General features: G+C 60.6%; 20 protein-coding genes. 7 read left to right on the plus strand and 13 right to left on the minus strand.

What is annotated here, in order from left to right:
• Positions 1-675 precede the first annotated feature (675 nt).
• The gene (locus C1Y43_RS12110) at positions 676-1,350 is read right to left on the minus strand and encodes a YtjB family periplasmic protein (RefSeq protein WP_021506808.1); all 675 of its coding nucleotides are present in this window, start codon (positions 1,348-1,350) and stop codon (positions 676-678) included.
• Between the two features lie 107 nt (positions 1,351-1,457).
• Here C1Y43_RS12110 and serB point away from each other — a divergent pair, with 107 nt between their 5' ends.
• From serB to nadR, 3 genes are all read left to right on the plus strand, one after another.
• On the plus strand, positions 1,458-2,435 hold the full coding sequence (gene serB, locus C1Y43_RS12115) for a phosphoserine phosphatase (RefSeq protein ID WP_058780963.1): 978 nt from the start codon (positions 1,458-1,460) through the stop codon (positions 2,433-2,435).
• A gap of 13 nt (positions 2,436-2,448) precedes the next feature.
• Positions 2,449-3,831, plus strand: a complete 1,383-nt coding sequence (gene radA / locus C1Y43_RS12120; RefSeq protein ID WP_021506810.1) for a DNA repair protein RadA — start codon at positions 2,449-2,451, stop codon at positions 3,829-3,831.
• 311 nt (positions 3,832-4,142) lie between these two features.
• Positions 4,143-5,369: a multifunctional transcriptional regulator/nicotinamide-nucleotide adenylyltransferase/ribosylnicotinamide kinase NadR gene (nadR, locus tag C1Y43_RS12125; RefSeq protein ID WP_010618490.1), complete on the plus strand. Its 1,227-nt coding sequence runs from the start codon at positions 4,143-4,145 to the stop codon at positions 5,367-5,369.
• 49 nt (positions 5,370-5,418) lie between these two features.
• Here the strand turns inward: nadR and ettA are convergent, their stop codons facing one another.
• From ettA to atzF, 10 genes are all read right to left on the minus strand, one after another.
• Positions 5,419-7,086: an energy-dependent translational throttle protein EttA gene (gene ettA, locus C1Y43_RS12130; RefSeq protein WP_071813584.1), complete on the minus strand. Its 1,668-nt coding sequence runs from the start codon at positions 7,084-7,086 to the stop codon at positions 5,419-5,421.
• A gap of 116 nt (positions 7,087-7,202) precedes the next feature.
• Positions 7,203-7,967, minus strand: a complete 765-nt coding sequence (gene deoR, locus C1Y43_RS12135) for a DNA-binding transcriptional repressor DeoR (RefSeq protein ID WP_058757230.1) — start codon at positions 7,965-7,967, stop codon at positions 7,203-7,205.
• Positions 7,968-8,080: 113 nt separating this feature from the next.
• Positions 8,081-8,779 (minus strand): urea ABC transporter ATP-binding subunit UrtE, encoded by a 699-nt coding sequence (urtE, locus tag C1Y43_RS12140; RefSeq protein WP_058776207.1) that lies wholly within the window; start codon positions 8,777-8,779, stop codon positions 8,081-8,083.
• Position 8,780: 1 nt separating this feature from the next.
• A complete protein-coding gene (gene urtD / locus C1Y43_RS12145) occupies positions 8,781-9,572 on the minus strand; it encodes an urea ABC transporter ATP-binding protein UrtD (protein ID WP_104188346.1) in 792 nt (263 codons plus the stop codon).
• Positions 9,565-10,641, minus strand: a complete 1,077-nt coding sequence (gene urtC / locus C1Y43_RS12150; protein WP_104188348.1) for an urea ABC transporter permease subunit UrtC — start codon at positions 10,639-10,641, stop codon at positions 9,565-9,567. Before urtC ends, urtD begins: the two co-directional genes overlap by 8 nt.
• Positions 10,641-12,206: an urea ABC transporter permease subunit UrtB gene (gene urtB, locus C1Y43_RS12155; protein ID WP_058776209.1), complete on the minus strand. Its 1,566-nt coding sequence runs from the start codon at positions 12,204-12,206 to the stop codon at positions 10,641-10,643. Before urtB ends, urtC begins: the two co-directional genes overlap by 1 nt.
• Positions 12,207-12,545: 339 nt before the next feature.
• Positions 12,546-13,814: an urea ABC transporter substrate-binding protein gene (gene urtA / locus C1Y43_RS12160; protein ID WP_031279577.1), complete on the minus strand. Its 1,269-nt coding sequence runs from the start codon at positions 13,812-13,814 to the stop codon at positions 12,546-12,548.
• A 30-nt stretch (positions 13,815-13,844) separates the two neighbouring features.
• Complete coding sequence (locus tag C1Y43_RS12165; RefSeq protein WP_104188349.1) at positions 13,845-14,546, minus strand: GntR family transcriptional regulator; 702 nt, start codon at positions 14,544-14,546, stop codon at positions 13,845-13,847.
• A 9-nt stretch (positions 14,547-14,555) separates the two neighbouring features.
• Positions 14,556-18,173, minus strand: a complete 3,618-nt coding sequence (gene uca, locus C1Y43_RS12170) for an urea carboxylase (RefSeq protein WP_104188351.1) — start codon at positions 18,171-18,173, stop codon at positions 14,556-14,558.
• 2 nt (positions 18,174-18,175) lie between these two features.
• Positions 18,176-19,972, minus strand: a complete 1,797-nt coding sequence (gene atzF / locus C1Y43_RS12175) for an allophanate hydrolase (protein ID WP_104188352.1) — start codon at positions 19,970-19,972, stop codon at positions 18,176-18,178.
• Between the two features lie 256 nt (positions 19,973-20,228).
• Here atzF and sltY point away from each other — a divergent pair, with 256 nt between their 5' ends.
• On the plus strand, positions 20,229-22,148 hold the full coding sequence (gene sltY / locus C1Y43_RS12180; RefSeq protein WP_104188354.1) for a murein transglycosylase: 1,920 nt from the start codon (positions 20,229-20,231) through the stop codon (positions 22,146-22,148).
• Between the two features lie 43 nt (positions 22,149-22,191).
• A complete protein-coding gene (gene trpR, locus C1Y43_RS12185) occupies positions 22,192-22,500 on the plus strand; it encodes a trp operon repressor (RefSeq protein ID WP_021508685.1) in 309 nt (102 codons plus the stop codon).
• Here trpR and yjjX read toward each other — a convergent pair whose 3' ends face one another.
• Positions 22,501-23,019, minus strand: a complete 519-nt coding sequence (gene yjjX, locus C1Y43_RS12190) for an inosine/xanthosine triphosphatase (protein ID WP_021508686.1) — start codon at positions 23,017-23,019, stop codon at positions 22,501-22,503. It lies immediately after the preceding gene.
• Between the two features lie 51 nt (positions 23,020-23,070).
• Between yjjX and gpmB the strand changes: the two genes are divergently transcribed.
• The gene (gene gpmB / locus C1Y43_RS12195) at positions 23,071-23,718 is read left to right on the plus strand and encodes a 2,3-diphosphoglycerate-dependent phosphoglycerate mutase GpmB (protein WP_104093703.1); all 648 of its coding nucleotides are present in this window, start codon (positions 23,071-23,073) and stop codon (positions 23,716-23,718) included.
• 249 nt (positions 23,719-23,967) lie between these two features.
• Here gpmB and robA read toward each other — a convergent pair whose 3' ends face one another.
• Positions 23,968-24,843 carry an MDR efflux pump AcrAB transcriptional activator RobA gene (gene robA, locus C1Y43_RS12200; protein ID WP_021508651.1) on the minus strand — a complete coding sequence of 292 codons (876 nt, stop codon included), beginning with the start codon at positions 24,841-24,843 and terminating at the stop codon, positions 23,968-23,970.
• 193 nt (positions 24,844-25,036) lie between these two features.
• Between robA and creA the strand changes: the two genes are divergently transcribed.
• Positions 25,037-25,510: a protein CreA gene (gene creA / locus C1Y43_RS12205; RefSeq protein WP_022548913.1), complete on the plus strand. Its 474-nt coding sequence runs from the start codon at positions 25,037-25,039 to the stop codon at positions 25,508-25,510.
• The last annotated feature ends 19 nt before the right edge of the window (positions 25,511-25,529 follow it).

The following is a 25,529-nucleotide window of genomic DNA, read 5'->3' on the forward strand; positions in this document are numbered from 1 at the left end:
GAGAAAAAAGCTGCGAAAAAGTGGCTCAAATTGAAACGAAAGGAGCGTTCGTGAGATAAAAAATCAACAAGAGATAAGTTATAAACAAAAGGAATTTATACAATTAATCCTGAGGGTAGGCCCTGAAGTCATGATAGAATGAAAGAAAAACTTGATTCTTTTCTACTATTTTAATGTGGAGTTGCTCAGCTCAAGCATTCAACAATCTTTGAAGTCAAGACAGATAAATATCTAAAAGTTTTACTGAGCATATCCGCAATTAGTAAGCCATAATTTCGAACAATTATCTGTAGATGAGCGCATTGTAAAGTTCGATGCTTTTGATATTCCTCTGAGTACTAATCATGAACTATGGATATTACAGTGAAGTTCTTGCCTTTCTCAATGATTACTTTATGAGGAGTGTTAAGGATTCCCATTGTTTGTGTAATTTAAATAAAATAATTGAAAGTTCAATGCATGAAAGTAATGTTCCTATTAGGTCTATTCACCAAACTTTTATTGATTGCACGGAAAAATTCAATGATTACTCTATACAAGGAGAAAATATGAGAGATGTATGGAGGAAGCTGCTCGATATATGGCAGTAACTTGTATTCATCGATAATTGCGTACAGTAATGTTAGCAGTGCTGCAACGTAATCCCTTGCATCAGACCGCACTGCCCAAATGAACTCAACCCTCTTTCCTCTCCGTCTCCACACTCTCCGCCGCCGTCTCTTCCTCTTTATCCTCTTTCACCGTTCTGCTGGCCGTCAGCAGGAACGGGGATTGCTGCCAGCGGGTGCGGCGGTCGCGCAGCAGGGTGCGGGTCAGGATAATGCCGATCGCCAGCGCCAGCAGCATCATCAGGCGCAGAATATTGGTGGTGTTATCCACCTGACGCGATTCCGTCACCAGCACATGGGTATCCAGCGTGATACGCAGAAAACCCTGCGGACCCTCTTTCCCTTCCAGCGGCTGGACAATCTGATGATTGAAATAACTACCAGCACGTTTACCGTCGAGCGCCAGGCGGTCGCGCACATTAATACTCTCACCGCTGTGGGCCACCAGGCTACCGTCGTCGGCATAGACCGAAGCGTCCAGCACGCGGCTGTTATCCGTCATTTGATTCAGGATGGCTTCAATCTGCGTGCGGTTATCGTCGCTGTTATCCATGAGCGGTTTCAGGCTGAACGCCACCTGGCGCGTCAGCGTGTGCGCCAGCTCCTCGACCTGCTCGGAACGGGCCATCTGATGGCCAAGACTAAACCATGACGCGCCCTGCATCAGCACCACTAACAGCGCCAGCGAGATAAGAACGATCACCGTGCGATGCAGGCGAAATTTCAGTGCGGTTTTGACCATCAGAAACCCGTGTGACGTAACAGCAGAAAGGCTGGCAATTATGTTGCCAGAACCCGCGCAGACAAGGTAGCCTCTTGCGTGGTTTTGTTGTCCCTACAGGAGCTGTAATGCCAAATCGTCTTACCTGGTGCGATCTGCCCGCCGATGTCTCTCTTTGGCCGGGTTTACCCCTTTCCCTGAGCGGTGATGAAGTGATGCCGCTGGATTACCGTGCCGGTCGGACTGGCTGGTTACTGTATGGGCGCGGGCTCGATAAACAAAAACTGACTGATTATCAGCATCAGCTGGGCGCGGCGATGGTGATCGTCAGCGCGTGGAATGTCGATGAGTATCAGGTAATCCGGCTGGCGGGCTCGCTGACGCCGCGTGCCAGCAAGCTGGCACATGAGGCTGGCTTTGATGTGGCGCCGCTTGGCAAAATCCCCCATCTGAAAACGCCAGGGCTGCTGGTAATGGACATGGATTCCACCGCCATCCAGATCGAGTGCATCGATGAGATCGCCAAACTGGCGGGCTGTGGCGAGCAGGTGGCGGAAGTGACGGAGCGCGCGATGCGCGGCGAGCTGGATTTTAAAGCCAGCCTGCGCGAGCGCGTGGCGAAGCTGGCCGGCGCTGACGCCAACATCATGAAGCAGGTGCGCGACACGCTGCCGCTGATGCCGGGCCTGACCACGCTGGTGCACAAGTTGCAGGCGCTGGGCTGGCAGGTGGCGATTGCCTCGGGCGGGTTCACCTTCTATGCCGATCACCTGCGGCAGACGCTGCATCTGGCCGCTGCGGTAGCCAACGAACTGGAAATGCGTGACGGTAAGCTGACCGGTGAAGTGCTGGGGCAAATCGTCGACGCGCAATTTAAAGCCGATACCCTGAACAGTCTGGCCCAGCGCTTTGACATCGCACCGGAACAAACCGTGGCGATTGGCGATGGTGCTAACGATCTGCCGATGATTAAAACCGCGGCGCTGGGTATCGCCTATCATGCTAAACCCAAAGTGAATGAGCAGACGGAAGTGATTATCCGCCACGCTGACCTGATGGGAGTGTTCTGCATTCTCACCGGCAGCCTGATTCACGAAGAGCGTTAACTGAGGATTTGATTTGGCCAAAGCGGCAAAACGCGCCTTCGTCTGTAACGAATGCGGCGCTGACTATCCGCGCTGGCAGGGGCAATGCAGCGCCTGTCACGCCTGGAATACCATTACCGAGGTGCGCATTGCCGCCTCGCCTGCGGCCGCGCGCAATGAGCGCCTGAGCGGCTATGCCGGCAGCGCCGGCACCAGCCGGGTGCAGAAGCTGTCGGAGATCAGTCTGGAAGCGCTGCCGCGTTTCTCGACCAGTTTTAAAGAGTTTGACCGCGTGCTGGGCGGCGGCGTGGTGCCGGGCAGCGCGATACTGATTGGCGGTAACCCTGGTGCCGGTAAATCGACGCTGCTGTTGCAGGTTATGTGTAAGCTGGCGGAAGGGATGAAAACCCTGTACGTCACCGGCGAAGAGTCGCTGCAACAGGTAGCGATGCGCGCCCATCGTCTGGGATTACCGACGGAAAACCTCAATATGCTGTCGGAAACCAGCATCGAGCAGATCTGCCTGATCGCCGAGCAGGAGCAGCCGAAGCTGATGGTGATCGACTCGATCCAGGTGATGCACATGGCGGAGATCCAGTCATCGCCGGGCAGCGTGGCGCAGGTGCGGGAAACCGCCGCTTACCTGACGCGCTTCGCCAAGACGCGCGGCGTGGCGATCATCATGGTCGGTCACGTCACCAAAGATGGCTCGCTGGCTGGTCCGAAGGTGCTGGAGCACTGTATCGACTGTTCGGTGCTGCTGGACGGCGATGCCGATTCGCGCTTCCGCACGCTGCGCAGCCACAAAAACCGCTTTGGTGCGGTGAATGAGCTGGGCGTCTTTGCCATGACCGAGCAGGGCATGCGCGAAGTCAGTAACCCGTCTGCTATCTTTTTGTCACGCGGCGATGAGATCACCTCCGGCAGTTCGGTAATGGTGGTCTGGGAGGGCACGCGCCCGCTGCTGGTTGAGATTCAGGCGCTGGTGGACCATTCGATGATGGGCAATCCGCGCCGCGTGGCGGTTGGGCTGGAGCAGAACCGTCTGGCGATTCTGCTGGCGGTGCTGCACCGCCACGGCGGCCTGCAGATGGCCGATCAGGATGTGTTTGTGAACGTGGTCGGCGGCGTCAAAGTCACCGAGACCAGTGCAGACCTGGCGCTGCTGCTGGCGATGGTGTCGAGCCTGCGCGATCGCCCGCTGCCGCAGGATCTGGTGATTTTTGGCGAAGTCGGGCTGGCCGGGGAGATTCGTCCGGTGCCGAGCGGCCAGGAGCGCATTTCCGAAGCGGCCAAGCACGGCTTTAAGCGCGCCATTGTGCCGGCAGGGAATGCGCCGAAGAAGGCGATTGACGGTATGAAGGTGTATAGCGCGAAGAAACTGGCGGACGCGCTGGCGATTCTGGACGAGCTGTAAGGGGAGTTGTTGGGGGGAGGTTTGGCTTGTGGCTCCACCTTTTCCCTCACCCTAACCCTCTCCCGCTTGCGGGAGAGGGAACCGTTCGCAGGGGCGGGAAGTACGGCGTTGATCTGCCATTTACCGCTCTGTTCAGGGTTTTCCCCCTCTCCCGCTTGCGGGAGAGGGGACCGTTCGCAGAGGCGGGAAGTACGGCGTAGATCTGTCATTTATCGCTCTATCCAGGATTTTCCCCCTCTCCCGCGGGCGGGAGAGGGCCGGGGTGAGGGCCCACGCGCACCATCCCTCTAATTCCATGCAGGAGGCACCACATGTCATCGTTTGACTATCTGAAAACCGCGATTCGCCAGCAGGGACACACATTACAGCAGGTGGCTGATGCCAGCGGGATGACCAAAGGCTATCTGAGCCAGTTGCTGAATGCCAAAATCAAAAGCCCGAGCGCGCAGAAGCTGGAAGCGCTGCACCGTTTTCTCGGACTGGAATTCCCGCGCCGCGACAAAACCGTGGGCGTGGTGTTCGGGAAGTTCTATCCGCTGCACACCGGTCACATCTACCTGATCCAGCGCGCCTGTAGCCAGGTCGATGAGCTGCACATCATCATGGGCCATGACGATCCGCGCGATCGCCAGCTGTTTGAGAACAGCGCCATGTCGCAGCAGCCCACCATCAGCGATCGTCTGCGCTGGCTGCTGCAGACCTTCAAGTACCAGAAAAACATCCGTATCCATTCGTTCAACGAAGAGGGCATCGAGCCCTATCCGCACGGCTGGGATGTGTGGAGCGCTGGCGTGAAAACCTTCCTCGCGGAGCAGGGCATTGAGCCCGACTGCGTTTATACCAGCGAAGAACCGGATGCGCCGATGTATCAGCAGCATCTGGGCATTCCGGCGGTGGTGATCGATCCGCATCGATCGTTTATGAACATCAGCGGCAGCCAGATTCGTCAGGATCCGTTCCGCTACTGGGAGTACATCCCGACTGAAGTGAAGCCGTTCTTCGTGCGCACCGTGGCGGTGCTCGGCGGTGAATCGAGCGGTAAATCGACGCTGGTTAACAAGCTGGCCAACATCTTTAACACCACCAGCGCGTGGGAGTATGGCCGCGATTATGTCTTTTCGCACCTCGGCGGCGACGAGATGGCGCTGCAATACTCCGACTACGACAAAATCGCGCTCGGCCAGGCGCAGTACATCGATTTCGCCGTCAAATACGCCAACAAGGTGGCGTTTATCGACACTGACTTCATCACTACCCAGGCGTTCTGCCTTAAGTATGAAGGGCGCGAGCACCCGTTCGTGCAGGCGCTGATCGATGAGTACCGCTTTGACCTGGTGATTCTGCTGGAAAATAATGTGCCGTGGGTGGCCGACGGCCTGCGCAGCCTCGGCAGTTCGATGGATCGCCGCGAGTTCCAGTCGATGCTAGTCACCATGCTGCGTGAAAATCACATTGAATATGTGCACGTCAAAGAGGATGACTACGACACACGCTTCCTGCGCTGCGTCGAGCTGGTGAAGCAGATGCTGGGCAGCTAGCGCAGCACAACAAAAAAGGCGCCGCGGCGCCTTTTTGTTATCACAGCGATTACTTCGCCATGCGCTTGTACTTGATACGCTTCGGCTCCAGCGCTTCGGCGCCGAGGGTGCGTTTCTTGTACTCTTCGTACTCGGTAAAGTTACCTTCGAAGAACTCCACCTTACCTTCATCCTGATAGTCGATGATGTGGGTGGCGATACGGTCGAGGAACCAGCGGTCGTGCGAGATCACCATCGCGCAGCCCGGGAACTCCAGCAGGGCGTTTTCCAGTGCGCGCAGGGTTTCGATGTCCAGGTCGTTGGTTGGCTCATCGAGCAGCAGCAGGTTGCCGCCCACCTGCAGCAGTTTCGCCAGGTGCAGACGGCCACGCTCACCGCCTGACAGTTCGCCGACGCGTTTGCCCTGATCGGTACCCTTGAAGTTGAAGCGGCCGACGTAAGCGCGGCTCGGCATTTCGGTGTTGCCGATGCGCATAATGTCCTGACCGCCAGAAACTTCTTCCCACACGGTTTTGGAATTATCCATCGCATCGCGGAACTGATCGACCGACGCCAGCTTCACGGTTTCGCCCAGCTCGATGCTGCCGGAATCCGGCTGCTCCTGGCCTGACATCATGCGGAACAGCGTCGATTTACCGGCGCCGTTAGGACCGATGATGCCGACGATGGCGCCTTTCGGCAGCGAGAACGACAGATCATCAATCAGCACGCGATCGCCATACGCTTTGCTCAGATTCTTCACTTCCAGCACTTTGTCGCCGAGGCGCGCGCCAGGTGGAATGAACAGTTCGTTGGTCTCGTTACGTTTCTGATAATCGGTGTTGTTGAGCTCTTCAAAGCGCGCCAGACGGGCTTTGCCCTTAGACTGACGGCCTTTCGCGCCCTGGCGCACCCACTCCAGCTCTTTCTCGATCGATTTGCGACGCGCCGCTTCCTGAGAAGCCTCCTGCGCCAGACGCTGATCTTTCTGCTCCAGCCATGAGGAGTAGTTGCCTTCCCATGGAATCCCTTCGCCACGGTCCAGCTCCAGAATCCAGCCGGCAACGTTATCGAGGAAGTAACGGTCGTGGGTGATGGCTACCACGGTGCCTTCGAAGTCGTGCAGGAAACGCTCCAGCCATGCGACGGATTCGGCATCCAGGTGGTTGGTCGGTTCGTCGAGCAGCAGCATGTCTGGCTTTTCCAGCAGCAGACGGCACAGCGCGACGCGGCGGCGTTCACCACCGGACAGGTTAGCGATTTTGGCATCCCACTCCGGCAGACGCATGGCATCGGCAGCGCGGTTCAGCTGGGTTTCCAGGTTGTGCCCGTCGTGTGCCTGGATCACTTCTTCCAGACGGCCCTGCTCAGCGGCCAGCTTGTCGAAGTCGGCATCCGGATCGGCGTACAGCGCGTACACTTCGTCGAGACGCTTCAGCGCGCCAACCACTTCCGCGACGGCTTCTTCCACCGACTCACGCACGGTGTGTTCCGGGTTCAGCTGAGGTTCCTGCGGCAGATAGCCGACTTTGATGCCCGGCTGCGGGCGAGCTTCCCCTTCGATATCTTTATCAATGCCGGCCATGATGCGCAGCAGGGTCGATTTACCCGCGCCGTTCAGGCCGAGTACGCCAATTTTGGCGCCAGGGAAAAAGCTAAGGGAGATATTCTTCAGAATGTGACGCTTCGGCGGAACCACTTTGCCGACGCGATGCATGCTATAGACGAATTGAGCCACGTTGTGATGAGCCTCTTGGTCTGTAATGGGTGGAACGTCAGATGCTGAAGTTTAGCCGTTTTCACCCGGCAATCACAGCCGCATTGCGCGCAATCTTCCGCAGCGGCGGAATAATGCTAGCCGCAGTGCAGGGTGAGCCTGGCCGCCTGCAGCACGGCGAGCAGCGCGGGCGGAGGCGGGCTGTCGCTGACCAGCATATCAAACAGCGAGAAGTCACCAATGCGCGCCGGCAGTACCTTGCCGTACTTGCTGCTGTCGCCGACCACGATTTTGGTCTGCGCCCGCTGCAGCGCCAGATGCTTGATGGGCAGTTCATTGAGGTTATAACAGGTGGCACCCTGCGCGGCGTCCATGCCGGCGGCAGAGATGAAGGCTTTATTGGGGCAGAGCGCATCCAGCACCGTGACCTGCTCGAGCGGGGTAAACACAGCGTTATCGGCGTGGAATTCGCCGCCGCACAGAATCACCCGACAGTGCGGCTTCTCTTTTAACGCCAGAAAGGTGTTGATCGCGCTGCAAATGGCGGTGAAGGGCAGATCGTTATCGATCGCTTCTATCACCAGCGGCAATGTGGTGCCGCAGTCGAAAAACACCGTGTCGTTGGCCTGTACCAGCGCGGCAGCCCGCTGTGCCAGCAGACGTTTCTTGCTGACGTTGAGGTTTTGCTGGTCGCTGACAAAATAGTGCGCCACGTTCTGCCGCGGGTCGCGCATCACATAGCCACCCAGCAGCACCACGCCCTGCGTCGCGCCGGTTAAATCGCGGCGGATGGTCATTTCTGACACGCCCAGCAGTTGCGCGGCCTGTTTTAAGTGCAGGGTGTCGCTGTGTTTCAGCGCCTGCGCCAGCTTATTGATTCGTTCGTCGCGGCGGGTTTCCATCAGTAACAGTTCGCTCAACCTTCGCTGCGGCCGGAATGGCCGGGTGGAGGGTAAACATAAGTTTTTTCTTGCAGATTAACAACCTGTCTTCTGCCTGCCCGCCCGCCGCGCGGCTAAATCGCCACCAGCCCGCGCACGCCCTCGCTCTCCATATTCGCCCCTGCGCCACGCTGCACAATTTCGCCGCGCGACATCACCAGATAGCTGTCGGCCAGTTCGGCGGCGAAATCGTAAAACTGCTCGACCAGCAGGATCGCCATGTCACCGCGCTGTGCCAGCTGGCGGATCACTGCACCGATCTCTTTGATCACCGATGGCTGGATCCCTTCGGTCGGCTCATCAAGGATCAACAGCTGCGGCTGGCAGGCCAGCGCCCGGCCTATCGCCAGTTGCTGCTGCTGGCCGCCTGACAGATCGCCACCGCGCCGCGTTTTCATCTCGCGCAGCACCGGAAACAGCTGGTAGATCTCCTCCGGTACCCGGCTGGCCTGGGCGCCGGAGAAGCGCGCCAGCCCCATCAGCAGGTTCTCTTCCACCGTCAGACGCGGAAAAATTTCGCGCCCCTGCGGCACGTAAGCAATACCGGCCTGCACGCGCTGGTGGGGTTTTCGCGTGTTAATCAGCTGGTTCTGCCAGCGAACCTCGCCGGATTTGACCGGAATCAGCCCCATCAGACACTTCAGCAGTGTGGTTTTGCCCACGCCGTTGCGCCCCAGCAGGCAGGTGATCTCGCCCGGGCGAGCCTCAAACGACAGACCGCGCAGGATATGGCTGCCGCCGTAATATTGATGCAGTTCTGCTACCTGTAACATCTTAGCGCCCCAGATATACGTCGATAACCCGATCGTCCGCCTGTACCTCGCGCAGCGATCCCTCAGCCAGCACCTGGCCCTGATGCAGCACCGTCACGTGGTCGGCAATGGTTTCCACAAAGCCCATGTCATGTTCCACCACCATCAGTGAGTGCTTGCCCGCCAGGCTGCGGAACAGCTCGGCGGTGTAGTCGGTTTCGGCATCGGTCATGCCGGCTGCCGGTTCGTCCAGCAGCAGCAGGTGCGGCTCCTGCACCAGCAGCATGCCGATTTCGAGAAACTGCTTCTGCCCGTGCGACAGCAGACCCGCCTGCCGCTGGCGTTCGCCGCCGAGCCGCAGCAGTTTCAGTACCTCGTCGATGCGATCGCGCTGCTCACCGCTAAGCCGGGCGCGCAGGCTGGCCCACACCGATTTATCGTTTTTCAGCGCGATCTCGAGGTTTTCAAACACCGTCAGCGCTTCAAACACCGTGGGTTTCTGAAACTTGCGGCCAATGCCGGCACGGGCGATTTCGACCGGCGACAGCTGGCGCAGATTGGTATCCTGGTCGTAGATTACCTGGCCGCTGTCCGGCCGGGTTTTGCCGGTGATCACGTCCATCAGCGTGGTTTTTCCCGCGCCGTTCGGGCCGATCACGCAGCGCAACTCGCCGACGCCAATCTGCAATGACAGATCGGTCAGCGCGCGGAAGCCGTCAAACGAGACGTTGATGTTCTCCAGCAGCAGCACCGGATCGGTTTGCTGACGATGGCGATCCGCCGGGTGCGGTTGGGTAAACAGTTGCTCAGTCATGGCGCCTCCGGCGCAGCAGGCCAATCACACCACGCGGCAGGAACAGCGTGACCAGGATGAACATCAGGCCCAGGAAAAACAGCCAGTATTCCGGGAAGGCGACGGTGAACCAGCTTTTGGCACCGTTGACGATGGCCGCACCCAGCAGCGGACCAATCAGCGTGCCGCGTCCACCGAGTGCCACCCAAATCGCCGCTTCAATCGAGTTGGTCGGCGACATTTCGCTCGGGTTGATGATGCCGACCTGCGGCACGTACAGCGCACCGGCCAGCCCGCACAGCACGGCGGAGAGCGTCCAGATGAACAGCTTGAAGCCTTTTGGATCGTAACCGACGAACATCAGACGGTTTTCCGCATCGCGCACCGCCGTCAGCACACGGCCAAACTTACTGCGCGCCAGGGCAAAGCCCAGAGCCAGGCTAAACAGCAGCAATAGCACGGTCGCGATAAACAGTGCGATACGCGTGCCGGTAGCGGTGACGCTGAAACCGAGCAGGGTAGTAAAACCGGTAAAGCCGTTGTTGCCGCCAAAGCCGGTTTCGTTGCGGAAAAATAGCAGCATGCCGGCGTAAGTCAGTGCCTGCGTCATGATAGAAAAGTAGACGCCTTTGATTCTGGAGCGAAAGGCGAAGAAGCCAAACAGCATTGCCAGCAGGCCCGGCACCAGTACAATCAGGCACAGCGCCCAGAGAAAGTGCTGGCTGCCGGCCCAGAACCACGGCAGCTCATTCCACGACAGAAACGACATAAACGCTGGCAAACCGCTGCCTGCGGCCTGGCGCATCAGGTACATGCCCATGGCATAGCCGCCGAGAGCAAAAAACAGCCCGTGGCCGAGCGACAGCAGCCCGGCGTAGCCCCACACCAGATCCAGCGCCACCGCGACAATCGCATAGCAGAGGATTTTGCCCACCAGCGTCAGCGTATAGGTGGAGATCGCCAGCGGATGGCTGGCGGGCAGCAGGGCGCAGAACGGCAGCACCAGCAGCAGCGCGGTCACGATGACGCCGAGAATCAGGCTGAGGCGCGGCGCTTTGCGCACCGCGCGTAAGGTCAGTGGCTGGCTCATCAGTCAATCACCCTCCCTTTAACGGCAAACAGACCTTGTGGACGTTTCTGGATGAACAGCACAATCAGCACGAGGATCAGGATTTTGCCGAGCACCGCGCCAATCTGCGGCTCCAGCACTTTGTTGAGGATGCCGAGACCAAAAGCCGCCACCACGGTGCCGGCCAGCTGACCGACGCCGCCGAGCACCACCACGAGGAATGAGTCGATGATGTAGCCCTGACCCAGTTCCGGCCCGACATTGCCCAGCTGCGACAGCGCGACGCCGCCGAGTCCGGCAATGCCGGAACCGAGGCCAAACGCCAGCATATCGATGCGCCCGGTCGGCACGCCGCAGCAGTCCGCCATGGCGCGGTTCTGCGTGACCGCGCGCACATTCAGCCCCAGCCGGGTTTTATTCAGCAGCAGCCAGGTGAGCGCCAGCACCGCGATGACAAACAGGATCACCGCGATGCGGTTATACGGCAGCACCAGATTCGGCAGCAGCTGCCAGCCGCCGGACAGCCAGCCCGGGTTGGCCACTTCGAGGTTCTGCGCGCCAAACAGCATGCGCACCAGCTGAATCAGCATCAGGCTGATGCCCCAGGTGGCGAGCAGCGTCTCCAGCGGGCGACCGTATAAGTGGCGGATGATGGTGCGTTCCAGCAGCATGCCCATCACGGCGGTGACGGCGAAGGCCACCGGCAGCGCCAGCAGCGGGTACCACGCCAGCCACTGCGGCGCAAACTGCTGGAACAGGTTCTGCACCAGCCAGGTGGCGTAGGCGCCGAGCATCAGCATCTCGCCGTGCGCCATGTTGATTACGCCCAGCAGGCCGTAGGTGATCGCCAGGCCGAGCGCGGCCAGCAGCAGAATGGAGCCGAGCGACAGGCCGGTAAACGCCTGCCCGAGCCAATCGCCCCACATCAGGCGCTGCCTGATGTGCTGCAGGCTGGCGGCCGCAGCGGCGCGCACCTGCGCATCAGGTTCGTTGCTGGCCTGGGTTAAGCGCGTCAGGCTGGCCTGCATCGCCGGATCGCCCGATTCACCGAGCAGCGTGACCGCTTTCAGGCGCAGCGCGGCGTCCGGGCTGGCGAGCTGCAGATTCGCGGCGGCCATCGCCAGCACCGCGCGTACTTTGCTGTCCTGTTCGGCGGCAAGGCGCTGTTCAATCAGCGGCAGCTGGTCAGGCGCGGCATCGTTTTGTAACTGCTGCGCTGCGCGCAGGCGAGTCGCCGCATCGTCACTCACCAGCTGGTGGGCGGCGAGGGCGCTGGCAATCAGCACGCGCAGCCGGTTGTTCATGAAAAGTTTTTTGGTTTCGCCGTCCGGCTGCCGGGCGCTGTCGAGCGGCAGAAGCTGGTCAGCCTGTTTGCTGAACGGCTGTTTGTTCTGGTCGATAACCACGCTTTCATTGCGCAGCGCCTGCAGCAGCGGCAAGCGGCTGGCCTGCGGCGCCGCAGCCCACTGCTGCAGCAATGTCGCCTGCTGCGTGCGGCTGGCGGCGGCGAAGTCAGCGCCATCACCGGCCTGCGCCAGCCACGGCAGCAGTAACAGCAGGCAGCTGAGAATACGGCGGAGTGTCATGGTGATCATCCTGTTATGGTTAGGTTGGGTGCGGTGTGGCCCTTAGGGGGTAGGGCGTTGTCTGGCCCTCACCCCGGCCCTCTCCCGGAGGGAGAGGGAGAAAAACGGATGAGTGCGGTGCATGGCCCTCACCCCGGCCCTCTCCCGGAGGGAGAGGGAGAAAAACGGGTGAGTGCGGTGCAAGGCCCTCACCCCGGCCCTCTCCCACAGGGAGAGGGAGACGCTGCTACAGGTGAGTTCGGTAGCGGCGTGCTGGCTCGATCGGTTCCCTCTCCCGCAAGCGGGAGAGGGTTAGGGTGAGGGCCATAGGGCCAGAGGGCGAGGACCATCAGCCTCCCCTTACTGCGCCGACTTCACCGGATAGTCCGGCTTCTTATCATTCCCGGCGATATACGGGCTCCACGGCTGGGCGCGTACCGGCTGTTCGGTCTGCCACACCACGTTGAACTGGCCGTTCTCCTCCACTTCACCAATCATCACCGGCTTGTGCAGATGGTGGTTGGTTTTGTCCATGGTCAGCGTGAAGCCGTCCGGTGCTTTGAACGTCTGTCCGGCCATCGCGGCGCGCACTTTGTCCACATCGGTGGTGCCGGCTTTCTCTACCGCCTGCGCCCACATGTGCAGGCCAACGTAAGTGGCTTCCATCGGATCGTTGGTCACTACGGTGCTGGCGTTCGGCAGGTTGTGCGCTTTGGCGTAAGCGCGGTAGTCGGCCACGAACTTCGCATTAGTCGGGTTATCCACTGACTCAAAGTAGTTCCACGCCGCCAGCTGACCGACCAGCGGTTTGGTGTCGATGCCGCGCAGCTCTTCTTCCCCCACCGAGAAGGCGATTACCGGAATGTCGGTTGCTTTAATGCCCTGGTTCGCCAGCTCTTTGTAGAACGGGACGTTGGAATCACCGTTGATGGTGGAGATCACCGCGGTTTTGCCACCGGCGGAGAATTTTTTGATATTCGACACGATGGTCTGGTAATCGCTGTAACCAAACGGCGTGTACACCTCTTCGATATCCTTATCCTGCACGCCTTTGCTATGCAGGAAGGCACGCAGAATCTTGTTGGTGGTGCGCGGATAGACGTAGTCGGTGCCGAGCAGGAAGAAGCGTTTGGCGCTGCCGCCATCTTCGCTCATCAGATACTGCACCGCCGGGATCGCCTGCTGGTTCGGCGCGGCGCCGGTGTAGAACACGTTCGGCGACATCTCTTCGCCTTCGTACTGCACCGGATAGAACAGCAGGCCGTTGAGCTCTTCAAACACCGGCAGCACCGATTTGCGCGACACCGACGTCCAGCAGCCAAACACCACCGCCACTTTGTCCTGAGTCAGCAGCTGGCGCGCTTTTTCGGCGAACAGCGGCCAGTTCGAGGCCGGATCGACCACCACCGGTTCCAGCTTCTTGCCCAGCACACCGCCTTTGGCGTTGATCTCATCGATGGTCATCAGCGCCACATCTTTCAGCGGCGTTTCGGAAATCGCCATGGTGCCGGACAGCGAATGCATAATGCCGACTTTGATGGTGTCTGCCGCCTGTGCGGTAAAGGCGAAGCCCATGCTGGCAACGGTAGCGGAGAGCGCGAAAGCTTTAAGCAACGAACGTCGTTTCATCATTTAAACCCCTAACTGTGTTATCTGTTGTTATTCAATGGGTTGAAGCCGAGCCTGCTGTAACATATGCAACGTAATCTTCCTGACCTCGGCCTTACTGACGGCAATGTGGTCGGTTAAAATGCGCTGTGCCTCCTCGGTGTGTTGCTGAAAAATCGCCCGTAAGATCTGAGCGTGCTCGCGGTACGTGGCATCAACCCGGTCATCCCGCGTGAAGTCGAGACGGCGAATGATGCGGATTTTTTCTGTCAGCTCGGCGTGGATGCGCGCCATCTCCTGATTGCCCGCCGCGGCCACCAGCGCCATGTGAAAGGCTTCGTCGTGCGCTGATACCGCTTTGCCATCTTCCAGCCGGGCATCGTCGATCCAGAAGGTTTTCAGCGCGGTCAGGGTTTCCGCGCAGGCCAGCGGCGGCAGCGCGCACAGGCGGCGCACCGCTTCGCGTTCCAGCACGGTGCGGAAGTCGTACAGCTCCTCGAAGTAGGCGAAATCGAACGGCCGCACCTGCCAGCCGCTGCGAAACCACACCTCAACGTAGCCTTCGCGCTCCAGCCAGAACAGCGCCTGACGCACCGGCGTGCGGCTCACCGCCAGCCGCTCGGCGATTTCGTTTTCGCTGAAGCGGTCGCCCGGCATCAGACGGAATTCAAAAATGTCCTGCTTCAGCGCCTGATAAACCTTTTCGGCCAGCGCTTCGGGACGGCCTTTGCTGCGGAGCGCGCTACTGTTCATACCTGCTCCTTAAGCCAGCCACAGCAGGGTGTCGCCCGGACTTACCGGACGGCCCGCCTGGCAGACAATGCGTTTCACCGTGCCGGCCTGCGGCGCGACAATCGCCAGCTCCATCTTCATCGCTTCCACGATGATTAGCGTCTGGCCGGCCTGCACCGTATCGCCCGGCGCAACCAGCACTTTCCAGATGTTGCCGTTCATGTCTGCACACACCGCCAGCGCATCGTCCTCTGCGTCGGTGACCACCAGCGTCTCTTCACTGGTGAGCGGCGCTTCCTGCTCTTCCTGCGCCCACAGCGTGACTTCCTGCTCAAACGCCGCGGCCTGACGTTCACGGAAAGCACTGATTTCCGGCGCGTTGTCGGTGAGGAATTGCTGATGGGCCGCGAAATCAAACTCGCTGTGTTCGATGCGGATGCGGGCACGACCGGCGCGGAAATCGTCGCGCAGCTGCGTCAGTTCCGCTTCGCTCACCGGATAGAAACGCACCTGATCGAAGAAGCGCAGCAGCCAGGGTTCGCCGGCGGCAAACTGATCGTTTTGCAGGAACTTATTCCAGATAGGCAGCGTGCGCCCCACCAGCTGATAGCCGCCCGGTGAATCCATGCCGTAGATGCACATGTACATGCCGCCAATGCCCACCGTGCCTTCGGCGGTAAAGGTGCGCGCCGGGCTGTATTTGGAACTCAGCAGGCGATGGCGTGGATCGATCGGCACCGCGCACGGCGCGCCGAGATAGACATCGCCGAGACCGAGAATCAGATAGCTGGCGGCAAACAGGGTGTCGCGCACCGCTTCGCGGCTCGCCAGCCCATTGATGCGCTGAATGAAGTCAACGTTGTTCGGCAACCACGGCGCGCTGGCGCGAACCGTCTCCTGGTAACGCTCCACCGCGCCGAGCGTGGCGCTGTCTTCAAACGCCATCGGCAGCCAGACGATGCGCGACGGCACTTTCAGCGCGCTGACGTCGCCCAGCCCGGCTTCCAGCTCCAGCAGCAGCGTCATCAACTGCTGCTGACCGATCACCAGGCTGTCATAGCGCACCTGCAGCGAGCGCACGCCGGGCGACAGCTCTTCAATGCCGGGCTCTGCACGCTGGCGCAGCGCCTGCATCAGCAGGTGTACGCGCAGGCGCAGCGCCAGATCCAGCACGTTATCGCCGTACTCAATCAGCACATATTTGTCGCCCGCCTGGCGGTAGACCGCCGCAGGCGTGGTGGCGGTCGCCGACAGCGCCGCTAACAGGGTGGCAGAACCGATGTCGCTCGCCGCCAGCGACGGCACCGCGAAGGCCGGTGCGTGCTGGCTGCGCAGCGTGGTTACGCTGTGCGCCTGAGCTTTCTCCAGCGCGACCGCTTCGTCGGCGCTGATCGGGTGGAAGCGGATGCGATCGCCCGGTTTGACCTGGCCGACTTTCCACAGCTCGGCTTTGGCGATGGTGACCGGGCAGACGAAGCCACCAAGGCTTGGGCCGTCGTGCGTCAGGATCACCGGGAAGTCACCGGTAAAGTTCACCGCGCCGATGGCGTATTCGCAGTCGTGTACGTTAGACGGATGCAGCCCGGCTTCACCGCCATTGGCGCGCGTCCAGCTGGGTTTAGGCCCGACCAGACGGACGCCCAGCCGGTTGGAGTTGTAATGCACCTGCCAGTCGCTGGCAAAGAACTCATCGATGGCGGCCTGGGTGAAGAAATCCGGTGCGCCGTGCGGGCCGTACAGCACGCCAATGCGCCATTCGCTGCCGTAGTGCGGCACCAGCGCGCGATCCAGCGCTTCAGGTTCGCTGACCGGGGCTGGCGTGGTGCAGGCGGCGAGCGCTGGCTGGGAGATCGGCAGCATGTCGGCGACGCGCAGCGTGCGTCCGGCGTGGCCGCCAAACTGGCCCAGCGAGAAGGTGGCGCGGCTGCCGAGATACTCCGGCACGTCGAAACCATTACGCACCGCTAAATAGGTGCGGCAGCCGCTCTGCGCGCGGCCCAGCGTCAGGGTTTGTCCGGCTTTCACCGCCACCGGCTGCCAGTAGTTGACCGCGCTGCCGTCGAGATCGGCCGGACAGTCGGCACCGGTCAGCGCGATCAGCGCATCGCTGTGGAAGCGCAGCGTCGGGCCCTGCAGGGTGAACTCCAGCCCGGCGGCGCTGGCGTGGTTGCCGACGATACGGTTGGCCAGGCGGAAGGCGAAGTCATCCATCGGGCCGGACGGCGGCACGCCGATGTCCCAGTAGCCCAGGCGGCCGGGAAAGTCCTGAATGCTGCTGAAGGTGCCGGGCTGCAGCACTTCGATGACGCTGGCCGCCGGCGTAAAGCCGTCAAGGAAGCGCGTCCAGACGTTACCGCTGCGGAAGGCGTCGGTCGCCACGATCTGACGCAGATAATCGAGATTGGTGGCGATGCCGTGCAGTTGGGTGGCGTTAAGCGCCTGCTGCAGCTTCGCCAGCGCGGCGTCGCGCGTTTCGCCATGCACGATCAGTTTGGCTACCATCGGATCGTAAAACGCCGTCACTTCGCTGCCGGTCTCGATCCAGCCGTCGACGCGCACCCCCGGCGGGAAGCTGACGTGGGTTAACACGCCCGGGCTCGGCTGGAAGTTTTTCAGCGGATCTTCGGCGTACAGCCGCACCTCAATCGATGCGCCGTGCGGTGCCTGCTGCAGACGATCCCAGTCGATGGCATCGTCCGCCGCCACCTGCAGCATGCACTCCACCAGGTCAAGGCCGGTGACGCACTCGGTCACCGGATGCTCCACCTGCAGGCGGGTGTTCACTTCAAGGAAATAAAACGCGTCCTGCGCGGCGTCATAGATGTACTCCACGGTGCCGGCGCTGCGGTAATTAACCAGCTCGCCCAGCCGCACCGCTGAAGCCAGCAGCGCTTCACGCGTGGCCTGCGGCAGATTAGGGGCCGGCGTCTCTTCCACCACCTTCTGATTGCGGCGCTGCAGCGAACAGTCGCGTTCGCCCAGCGCAATCACCTTGCCCTTGCCGTCGCCAAAAATCTGCACTTCCACATGACGCGCACGATCGATGCAGCGTTCAAGAAACACGCCGGCATCGCTGAAAAACTGCTCGCCCAGACGGCGCACGCTCTCCCACGCGTTCTCCAGGGCCGTGGCGTCGGCGCTGCGGGTCAGACCGATGCCGCCACCGCCAGCGGTGCTTTTCAGCATCACCGGATAGCCAATGTCTTCCGCCGCGCTGAGTGCGTCCTGCAGCGAACTGAGCAGCGGCGTGCCCGGCGTCATCGGCACGCCGGCGCTGGCCGCCAGTTCACGGGCGCGATGCTTGAGACCGAATTCGCCGATCTGCTGTGCGGTCGGGCCGACAAACGCGATGCCGGCCTCTTCGCAGGCGGCGGCAAACGGCAGGCTCTCCGACAGAAAACCGTAGCCGGGCCAGATGGCCTGCGCGCCGCTTTGCTGCGCAGCGGCGAGAATTTTGTCGATGCGCAGATAGCTGTCGCTGGCTTTGTCACCGCCAAGGGCGATGGCCACATCGGCTTCGGTAACGTGACGCGCATTGCGGTCGGCATCCGAATAGACCGCCACGCTGGTTACGCCGAGGCGCTTCAGGGTGCGGATGGCACGACAGGCGATTTCGCCACGGTTAGCAATCAGAACGGTGCTGAACATGATTAGTGATTCCCCTGTGACGTCAGCCAGTTGCGCCAGCCGCCGAATTCAGTGATTTCCAGCGCCTGGGTCAGCGCTGCCGGTTCGCAGATAAAGCCTTTCACGATGCGTCCATCCGCCAGCGTCAGCGAACCGATGCCGAGCGGTGCCGGGATTTCCGCGACGAATTCGCCAAAACGCGCCAGCGGGATGTCCCACAGTTCGACGGTGATGGCGGCACCGCTGTCGCCGCGCAGCAGGCCGGGCTTTTTGATCGGGCCATCAAGCAGGGCGAACAGGCGATAGTGGCTGGCGGTTTGCGTCTCTTCGACCCACACCGCCTGACGCGTGGTGAGCTGAAAATTCAGCGGCATGCCGGTGAGATGGGCACCGACCACCGCCACGCGCACGTGGTCAGGTGACGGCGGCAGCGCGGCGGGCTGCGGCGGCAGCGCTTTGCCGGTGGCCCCGAGCGGCAGCGCCAGCTGCTGCTGCCAGCGCAGGCCAAACGTCGCCAGCGCGCGGTCGTGCCACGCCGGGGCGATCAGCGTGATGCCTGCAGGCAGCCCATCGGCGCGGAACGGGCCAGGCAGCGCCAGCGCGCTGAGATCGGCCAGATTCGTGAAGTTGGTGTAGGTGCCGAACTGCGAGTTGTAGTGCACCGGCTCCTGCTGCATCTCTTCCAGCGTATGGATGGTGGGCGAGGTCGGCACCACCAGTGCATCGAACCGGGCCAGCGTCTGCTGGATCTGGCGCGTCAGTTCGGCGCGCAGGTATTCGGCCTGATACGCCTCGACGGCGCTGTACTGGCGGCCGCTGCTGACGATGCCGTACACCACCGGATCCATCTCTTCCGGGCGGTCGAGCATCTCGCCGACCGCCACGGTGCGCTCGGCGACCCACGGGCCGTAATAGAGCTGCTCCGCCAGCTGGTGGAAAGGGGCGAAGTCGATAGGGTGCAGCGTCGCACCGATCGCCGTGAGCTGCTCCAGCGCGCTGAGCCACGCCGCTTCCGCCTGCTGATCGCCGTAAAACTGCGGTGCGGCAGGGATCGCCAGCGAGGGTTGCGGCTGGAAACTGGCCGGTGCGCTGCGTGGCGACTGGCGCGCATAGGCGTCACCGGCGTCGTAGCCGCCCGCGATGCTGGCGACGCTAAAGGCATCGGCAACCGTCAGTGCGAACACCGAGATGGTGTCATTGAGACGGCAGGCCGGTACCACACCGCTGGCCGAGAACCAGCCTTTGGTCGGCTTCAGTCCGACGATATTGTTAAAACCTGCCGGCACGCGGCCGGAGCCGGCGGTATCGGTGCCGAGCGAGAAGCCGACCAGGCCGCGCGCCAGCACGGACGCGGAGCCGGAGCTGGAACCGCCGCTGACGTAGGCCGGGTTAAAGGTGTTGCTCACCGCGCCATACGGCGAGCGGGTGCCAACCAGACCGGTCGCGTACTGATCGAGGTTGGTTTTACCGATGACGATAGCGCCTGCCGTTTTCAGCCTGGCCACCACGAAGGCATCGGCTGCGGCCTGATACGTCAGCGCCGGGCAGGCGGCGGTGGTCGGCCAGCCAGCCACGTCGATGTTGTCTTTGACGGCAAACGGCACGCCAAACAGCGGCAGGGCGGCCGGATTGCGCTGATACGCCGCCAGCAGCGGTTCAACCTGCGCCAGCAACTGGGCTGGCGAAGCGAGGTACAGCCAGGCATTATCCTGGTTATCGAGTGCGTCGAGATGTGCGGCCAGCAGTGCAGGGATCTGCTGTGCATCCTGCTGTGCGCAACGTTGCCAATCCTGAAGCGTAAAACCGAAGGTCGATGCCATGAGTGAATTCCAGCTGGTATACAAGATGGCATTCAACAGAGCAAAGCACGTGCCAGAGTTGTAACTGAATGAAAACGCATAGCTATTTGCTGGGTAATAAGTTTTTCTGATGATTATTTGCACAATTGCGGCGCAGGCGCTGAACAATCACGGTGCGCCTGGGTAAATTTTGTGAAGAACGTGGCAAGAGCCGGTTGGCCTGGTTAGCATGAAGGGAGTCCGGCATAAGCTGGAGCGCAGCAATGAGGAGAGCGGAGTGGAGAAGTGGCGTAACTGGATGATAGGGATCTGTCTGGTCAGCACGGCCGGCAGCGTGTGGGCCGATTCGCTGGATGAGCAACGACAGCGCTATGCGCAAATCAAACAGGCCTGGGACAACAAACAGATGGACCAGGTTGAGCAGCTGATGCCAACGCTGCAGGATTATCCGCTCTATCCGTACCTGCAGTACCGCCTGCTGGCGCAGGATCTCGATCAGGAGACCGGGCTGGCGGTGAAAAACTTTATTCAGCAGTATCCGACGCTGCCGCCGGCGCGTTCGCTGCAGACGCGCTTTGTTAACGTGCTGGCGCACCGCCAGGACTGGCCGGGCGTGCTCAGCTTCAGCCCGGATGAGCCAAAGCCGGTGCAGGCGCGCTGTAACTGGTACTACGCCAAATGGGCGACCGGTCAGCAGCAGGCGGCGTTTGACGGGGCCAAAGCCATCTGGCTGCGCGGGACCGCGTTACCGAACGACTGCGACAAGCTGTTCTCGGTGTGGCAGGCCTCAGGGCAGCTGTCGCCGATCACTATCCTCGAACGCATCCGCCTGGCGATGAAAGCCGGCAACGACAGCCTGGTTAATTATCTGGCGAAAATGCTGCCGGCGGATTATCAAACCACCGCCAGCGCGCTGATTGCGCTGCAGCAGAATCCCCAGACCGTCACCACCTTTGCCAGCACCCTCGGCCCGACCGACTTTACCCGCATGGCCACCAGCTACGCCTTTGCCCGCGTGGCGCGTCAGGATATGGACAACGCGCGCATGATGATCCCGCAGCTGGTTCAGGCGCAGAAGATGAGCCCGGCGGAAGAGCAGGATCTGAAAGAGACGGTGGTGTGGCGCATGATGGGTGCCGATCTCACCTCGGAGCAGGCGCGCTGGCGCGATGCGGTGGTGATGAACAGCGAATCCACCGCGCTGATTGAGCGGCGCGTGCGGCTGGCGCTGAGTGAAAACGACCGTCGCGGCCTGAACACCTGGATTGCCCGGCTGCCGGTGGAAGCCAAAGAGAAAGATGAATGGCAGTACTGGCAGGCCGATTTACTGATGGCGCAGGGGCGCAAAGAGGAAGCGGAAGAGATTCTGCGTAAGCTGATGCAGCAGCGCGGTTTCTATCCGATGGTGGCGGCACAGCGGCTGGGCGTCGAGTATCCGCTGCAGGTGGATCAGGCTCCGGCGGCGGACAATAGCGTGGTGCAGGGGCCGGAGATGGCGCGCGTGCGCGAGCTGATGTACTGGGGGCTGGATAACCTGGCGCGCAGCGAGTGGGCCAATCTGATCAGCAGCAAAACCCGTACCCAGCAGCAGATGCTGGCGCGCTACGCCAATGAACAGGACTGGTGGGATCTCAGCGTGCAGGCCACCATCACCGCGAAAATGTGGGATAGCCTGAAAGAGCGTTTCCCGCTGGCGTGGCGCAATCTGTATCAGCAATACACCAGCGATAAAGGCATCACGCCAAGCTACGCCATGGCGATTTCCCGCCAGGAGAGCGCGTGGAACCCGAAAGCACGCTCACCGGTTGGCGCCAGTGGCCTGATGCAGGTGATGCCGGGCACTGCCAGCCATACCGTGAAGATGTATAACATTCCGGGTTACGTTAACAGCAGTCAACTGCTCGATCCGCAGACCAATATTCAGATTGGTACGCAGTATCTGGAGTATGTCTATCAGCAGTTTGGTCAGAACCGCATCTTCTCTTCTGCCGCCTATAATGCCGGCCCGGGGCGGGTGCGCAGCTGGCTGAATACCAGCGGCGGCAAACTGGATGCGGTGGCGTTTATCGAAACCATTCCCTTCTCGGAAACCCGTGGCTACGTGAAAAACGTGCTGGCCTACGATGCCTATTACCGCTACTTCATGGGCAAGCCGGATAAGATTCTGGCCGACGGCGAGTGGAATCGCCGTTACTGACTGTGTTATGCTTCCGTACTCGTTAATGAGTACGGAAGCCTTCATGAGCCAACCCCTTTCCCCGCAGCCGGTTGAAGACAACTGGCTGCGTTTCATCGACCTGATGCACAACGCGTTTTCCGATGACGTAGCGCTGCCCCTGCTGCAGCTGATGATGACGCCGGACGAGCGCGAAGCCTTAGGCACGCGCCTGCGCATTATCGAAGCGTTGATCAACGGTGATATCAGTCAGCGCGAGCTGAAAAACGAATTGGGCGTCGGGATTGCCACCATCACCCGCGGATCCAATAGCCTGAAAGAGGCGCCGCCCGAGCTGAAACGCTGGCTGGAAGCGCGCCTCGGGCGCAGCTGATCACTGCTGATACAGCGGGTGAGTGAACGGACAGAGCGCCAGAATCAGGGCCTGATGATAGACGCTGGAGCGGCTCAGCAGGCCGTGGGTGAAGGCGCCAATCGCACCGCCCTTATGTTTGATATTCTCCACGCCGGTTAAGCGCGCCATTTCGTCACCGAGCTCATGCCCGGCAGCAAGACCGGCCATCACCACCGGCGGCAGCGTAAAGCTGGCAGAGCGGGATTCACCGCGCTGCTGCGCATTCTCCACCACCATCCAGGCAAAGGCGCAGTCGCCTTCGATGCCGGCTTCAATCGCCACCCAGTAATCCGCCTGTGGCCGCACATGACGCGCGTTCGCCACGCGCTGGCGTGCGCCAGTTCGCGTTTCGGCATCGCTTAAGGGCTGCGCGGCGACGCCGCTCTCGACCTCGACCCCTTCAATATGGCAGGATCCTTCGCCGAAAACGTCGTTGAACGCCTGAGCAATTGCGCGGATTTTTGCCGGATTGATGGTGGCTGCGACAACATGGTACATAATTACCTGAACCCTCAAGACAAATTTGTCGCAGTATAACGGAAATTAAGCATGTTACAGGTCTATCTTGTTCGTCACGGTGAAACGGTTTGGAATGCGGCCCGACGCATTCAGGGGCAGTCCGACAGTCCGCTGACGGATAAAGGTGAGCAGCAGGCGCATCAGGTGGGCGAGCGCGTGAAATCGCTGGGCATTACTCACGTGATTGCCAGCGATTTAGGACGTACCCGGCGCACCGCGGAGATTATCGCTGATGCCTGCGGTTGTACGGTGACGCTGGATGCCCGCCTGCGCGAGCTCAATATGGGCTGTCTGGAGCAGCGTCCGCTCGACGGCCTGACGGCGGAAGAGGAGAGCTGGCGTAAAGCGCTGGTGGATGGCACCGAAGGCGGCCGGATTCCGGGTGGTGAGTCGATGGAAGAGATGGCGACGCGCATGCATGACGCGCTCAATGCCTGTCTCGATCTGCCGGCGGGTAGCCGCCCGCTGCTGGTGAGCCACGGCATGGCGCTGGGTGTGCTGGTGAGTACCATTCTGGGGCTGCCGGCCCATGCGGAGCGCCGTTTGCGTCTGCGTAACTGCTCGATTTCGCGCGTCGATCATCAGCAAAGCGCCTGGCTCGCCGCCGGCTGGGTGGTGGAGACGGCCGGTGATGTTTCGCATCTGGATGCCCCGGCGCTGGATGAGCTGCAGCGTTAAGCGCGGTAGCGCATGGCGCAGAATGACTGCGTATCGGTGCGTATCAATGATCGCGTATCGGTGCGCATGAATGCGCACCCTACGAGGGCATGGGCAATGCGCATCGGCGACAAACGGTAGGGGTTGTTGCTGCGGTTGAATCGGTGCGCATGAATGCGCACCCTACGGGGTGCACGGGCAATCCGCATCGGCGACAAACGGTGATGCTTCTGTAGGGTCGCCATTCATGGCGACCTTCGGCAACGCCCGTTACTGCTGCGGACGAATCGGAATCAGATATTCGCAGCGAATCTCCATTGGCGGCTCGCTGCGCTTCTTGCCACCGTGCGTATAGAAGCGCTCAATATCCTGGCCCTGACGGCGCACCAGGCCGAGGGTCGGCATACAGGTGCCGTACAGCAGCAGAATAAACTCCTGCAGCGCAGTGCGCGGTCCCTGATAGCTGAACTGCACATAATCCCCGGCTTCCAGAATCACGCTCTGGTTTGACTGCATGCTCAGCGCCTGCTGGTCGGCCGGCACCGCCGTGGTGTACAGAATCTCCTGCTCATCATCCTTCTCATGGCTGGCGCGTACCTGATGCAGGCCGTACAGCACCGGCGGCACGGTATCGGTCTCCAGCAGGAACTGCTTCCAGAAGTGGATGCGCATCTCGTCGCGGTAGCTGGAGATCTGCTCCAGCGTGCAGGTATAGCTTTGCGTTTGCCCCACCAGCACCGTTTCCGGCAGCGTGACGAACTGCGCTTGCGGCATCGGGTAATCATCGAGGCGAATCGGCGGGCGAATGCCGTACGAATTCCACTCCGACGAGCGGCGATACCACGCAGGTGTCTGATTGAACTGCTTTTTAAACGCGCGGGTAAAGGTTTGCTGCGAATCGAAGCGATACTGCAGCGCAATGTCGAGGATCGGCCGGCTGGTGAGACGCAGCGCGACGGCGGCCTTGGACAGCCGGCGGGCGCGGATATACGCGCCGATGGCGTGGCCAGTAACTTCCTTGAACATTCGCTGCAGGTGCCACTTGGAATAGCCCGCTTTTAGCGCAACGTTATCGAGCGAAAGGGGTTGATCCAGATGGCTTTCCAGCCAGACAAGCAAATCGCGAATGATACCGGCTTGGTCCATAAAACATCCTCATAACTCTCTGGTGGCGCAACGATGAAGTCACCGAATAGTAGCACGAATTGCACAACGGCGCGGGGGTGGTTTGCCAGTTAACTGTGCTACATCAATGCGGGTTGTAACCCGTTAGGTTTGGTTCTCGGTTCGATTAACAGTACATTACATTCACATCTATTCCGTTTGCAATGGTAACTCAATGACAATAGCTCGCAATCTTATAGTCACGCTGGCAACATTTATGTTGAGTCAGAGCGTGCTGGCCGAGGAGATCGGCTCCGTTGACACCGTATTCAAGATGTTTGGCCCCGATCATAAGATCGTGGTGGAAGCCTTCGACGACCCCGACGTTAAAAATGTAACCTGTTATATCAGCCGGGCGAAAACCGGCGGTATTAAGGGCGGACTGGGTCTGGCGGAAGATACTTCCGACGCGGCCATCTCCTGTCAGCAGGTGGGACCGATAGAGCTTAGCGATAAAATCGCGCAGGGCAAGGCGCAGGGTGAAGTGGTGTTCCGCAAACGCACTTCACTGGTGTTTAAAAAGCTGCAGGTAGTGCGCTTCTTTGACCAGAAACGTCATGCGCTGGTGTACCTGAGCTATTCGGATAAAGTGGTCGATGGCTCACCGAAAAATGCGCTGAGCGCGGTGCCGATTATGCCGTGGCACTGAGCCGATAAAAAAACGCCCT

This window comes from Pantoea sp. ICBG 828, assembly GCF_002928355.1.
GTDB lineage: Bacteria > Pseudomonadota > Gammaproteobacteria > Enterobacterales > Enterobacteriaceae > Pantoea > Pantoea dispersa.

Bases quoted from the DNA above. Each gene is read 5' to 3' on its own strand.
- C1Y43_RS12110 (WP_021506808.1), bottom strand. From the start codon at position 1,350: ATGGTCAAAACCGCACTGAAATTTCGCCTGCATCGCACGGTGATCGTT.
- serB (WP_058780963.1), top strand. From the start codon at position 1,458: ATGCCAAATCGTCTTACCTGGTGCGATCTGCCCGCCGATGTCTCTCTT.
- nadR (WP_010618490.1), top strand. From the start codon at position 4,143: ATGTCATCGTTTGACTATCTGAAAACCGCGATTCGCCAGCAGGGACAC.
- deoR (WP_058757230.1), bottom strand. From the start codon at position 7,967: ATGGAAACCCGCCGCGACGAACGAATCAATAAGCTGGCGCAGGCGCTG.
- urtE (WP_058776207.1), bottom strand. From the start codon at position 8,779: ATGTTACAGGTAGCAGAACTGCATCAATATTACGGCGGCAGCCATATC.
- urtD (WP_104188346.1), bottom strand. From the start codon at position 9,572: ATGACTGAGCAACTGTTTACCCAACCGCACCCGGCGGATCGCCATCGT.
- urtC (WP_104188348.1), bottom strand. From the start codon at position 10,641: ATGAGCCAGCCACTGACCTTACGCGCGGTGCGCAAAGCGCCGCGCCTC.
- urtB (WP_058776209.1), bottom strand. From the start codon at position 12,206: ATGACACTCCGCCGTATTCTCAGCTGCCTGCTGTTACTGCTGCCGTGG.
- urtA (WP_031279577.1), bottom strand. From the start codon at position 13,814: ATGAAACGACGTTCGTTGCTTAAAGCTTTCGCGCTCTCCGCTACCGTT.
- C1Y43_RS12165 (WP_104188349.1), bottom strand. From the start codon at position 14,546: ATGAACAGTAGCGCGCTCCGCAGCAAAGGCCGTCCCGAAGCGCTGGCC.
- uca (WP_104188351.1), bottom strand. From the start codon at position 18,173: ATGTTCAGCACCGTTCTGATTGCTAACCGTGGCGAAATCGCCTGTCGT.
- atzF (WP_104188352.1), bottom strand. From the start codon at position 19,972: ATGGCATCGACCTTCGGTTTTACGCTTCAGGATTGGCAACGTTGCGCA.
- trpR (WP_021508685.1), top strand. From the start codon at position 22,192: ATGAGCCAACCCCTTTCCCCGCAGCCGGTTGAAGACAACTGGCTGCGT.
- yjjX (WP_021508686.1), bottom strand. From the start codon at position 23,019: ATGTACCATGTTGTCGCAGCCACCATCAATCCGGCAAAAATCCGCGCA.
- gpmB (WP_104093703.1), top strand. From the start codon at position 23,071: ATGTTACAGGTCTATCTTGTTCGTCACGGTGAAACGGTTTGGAATGCG.
- robA (WP_021508651.1), bottom strand. From the start codon at position 24,843: ATGGACCAAGCCGGTATCATTCGCGATTTGCTTGTCTGGCTGGAAAGC.
- creA (WP_022548913.1), top strand. From the start codon at position 25,037: ATGACAATAGCTCGCAATCTTATAGTCACGCTGGCAACATTTATGTTG.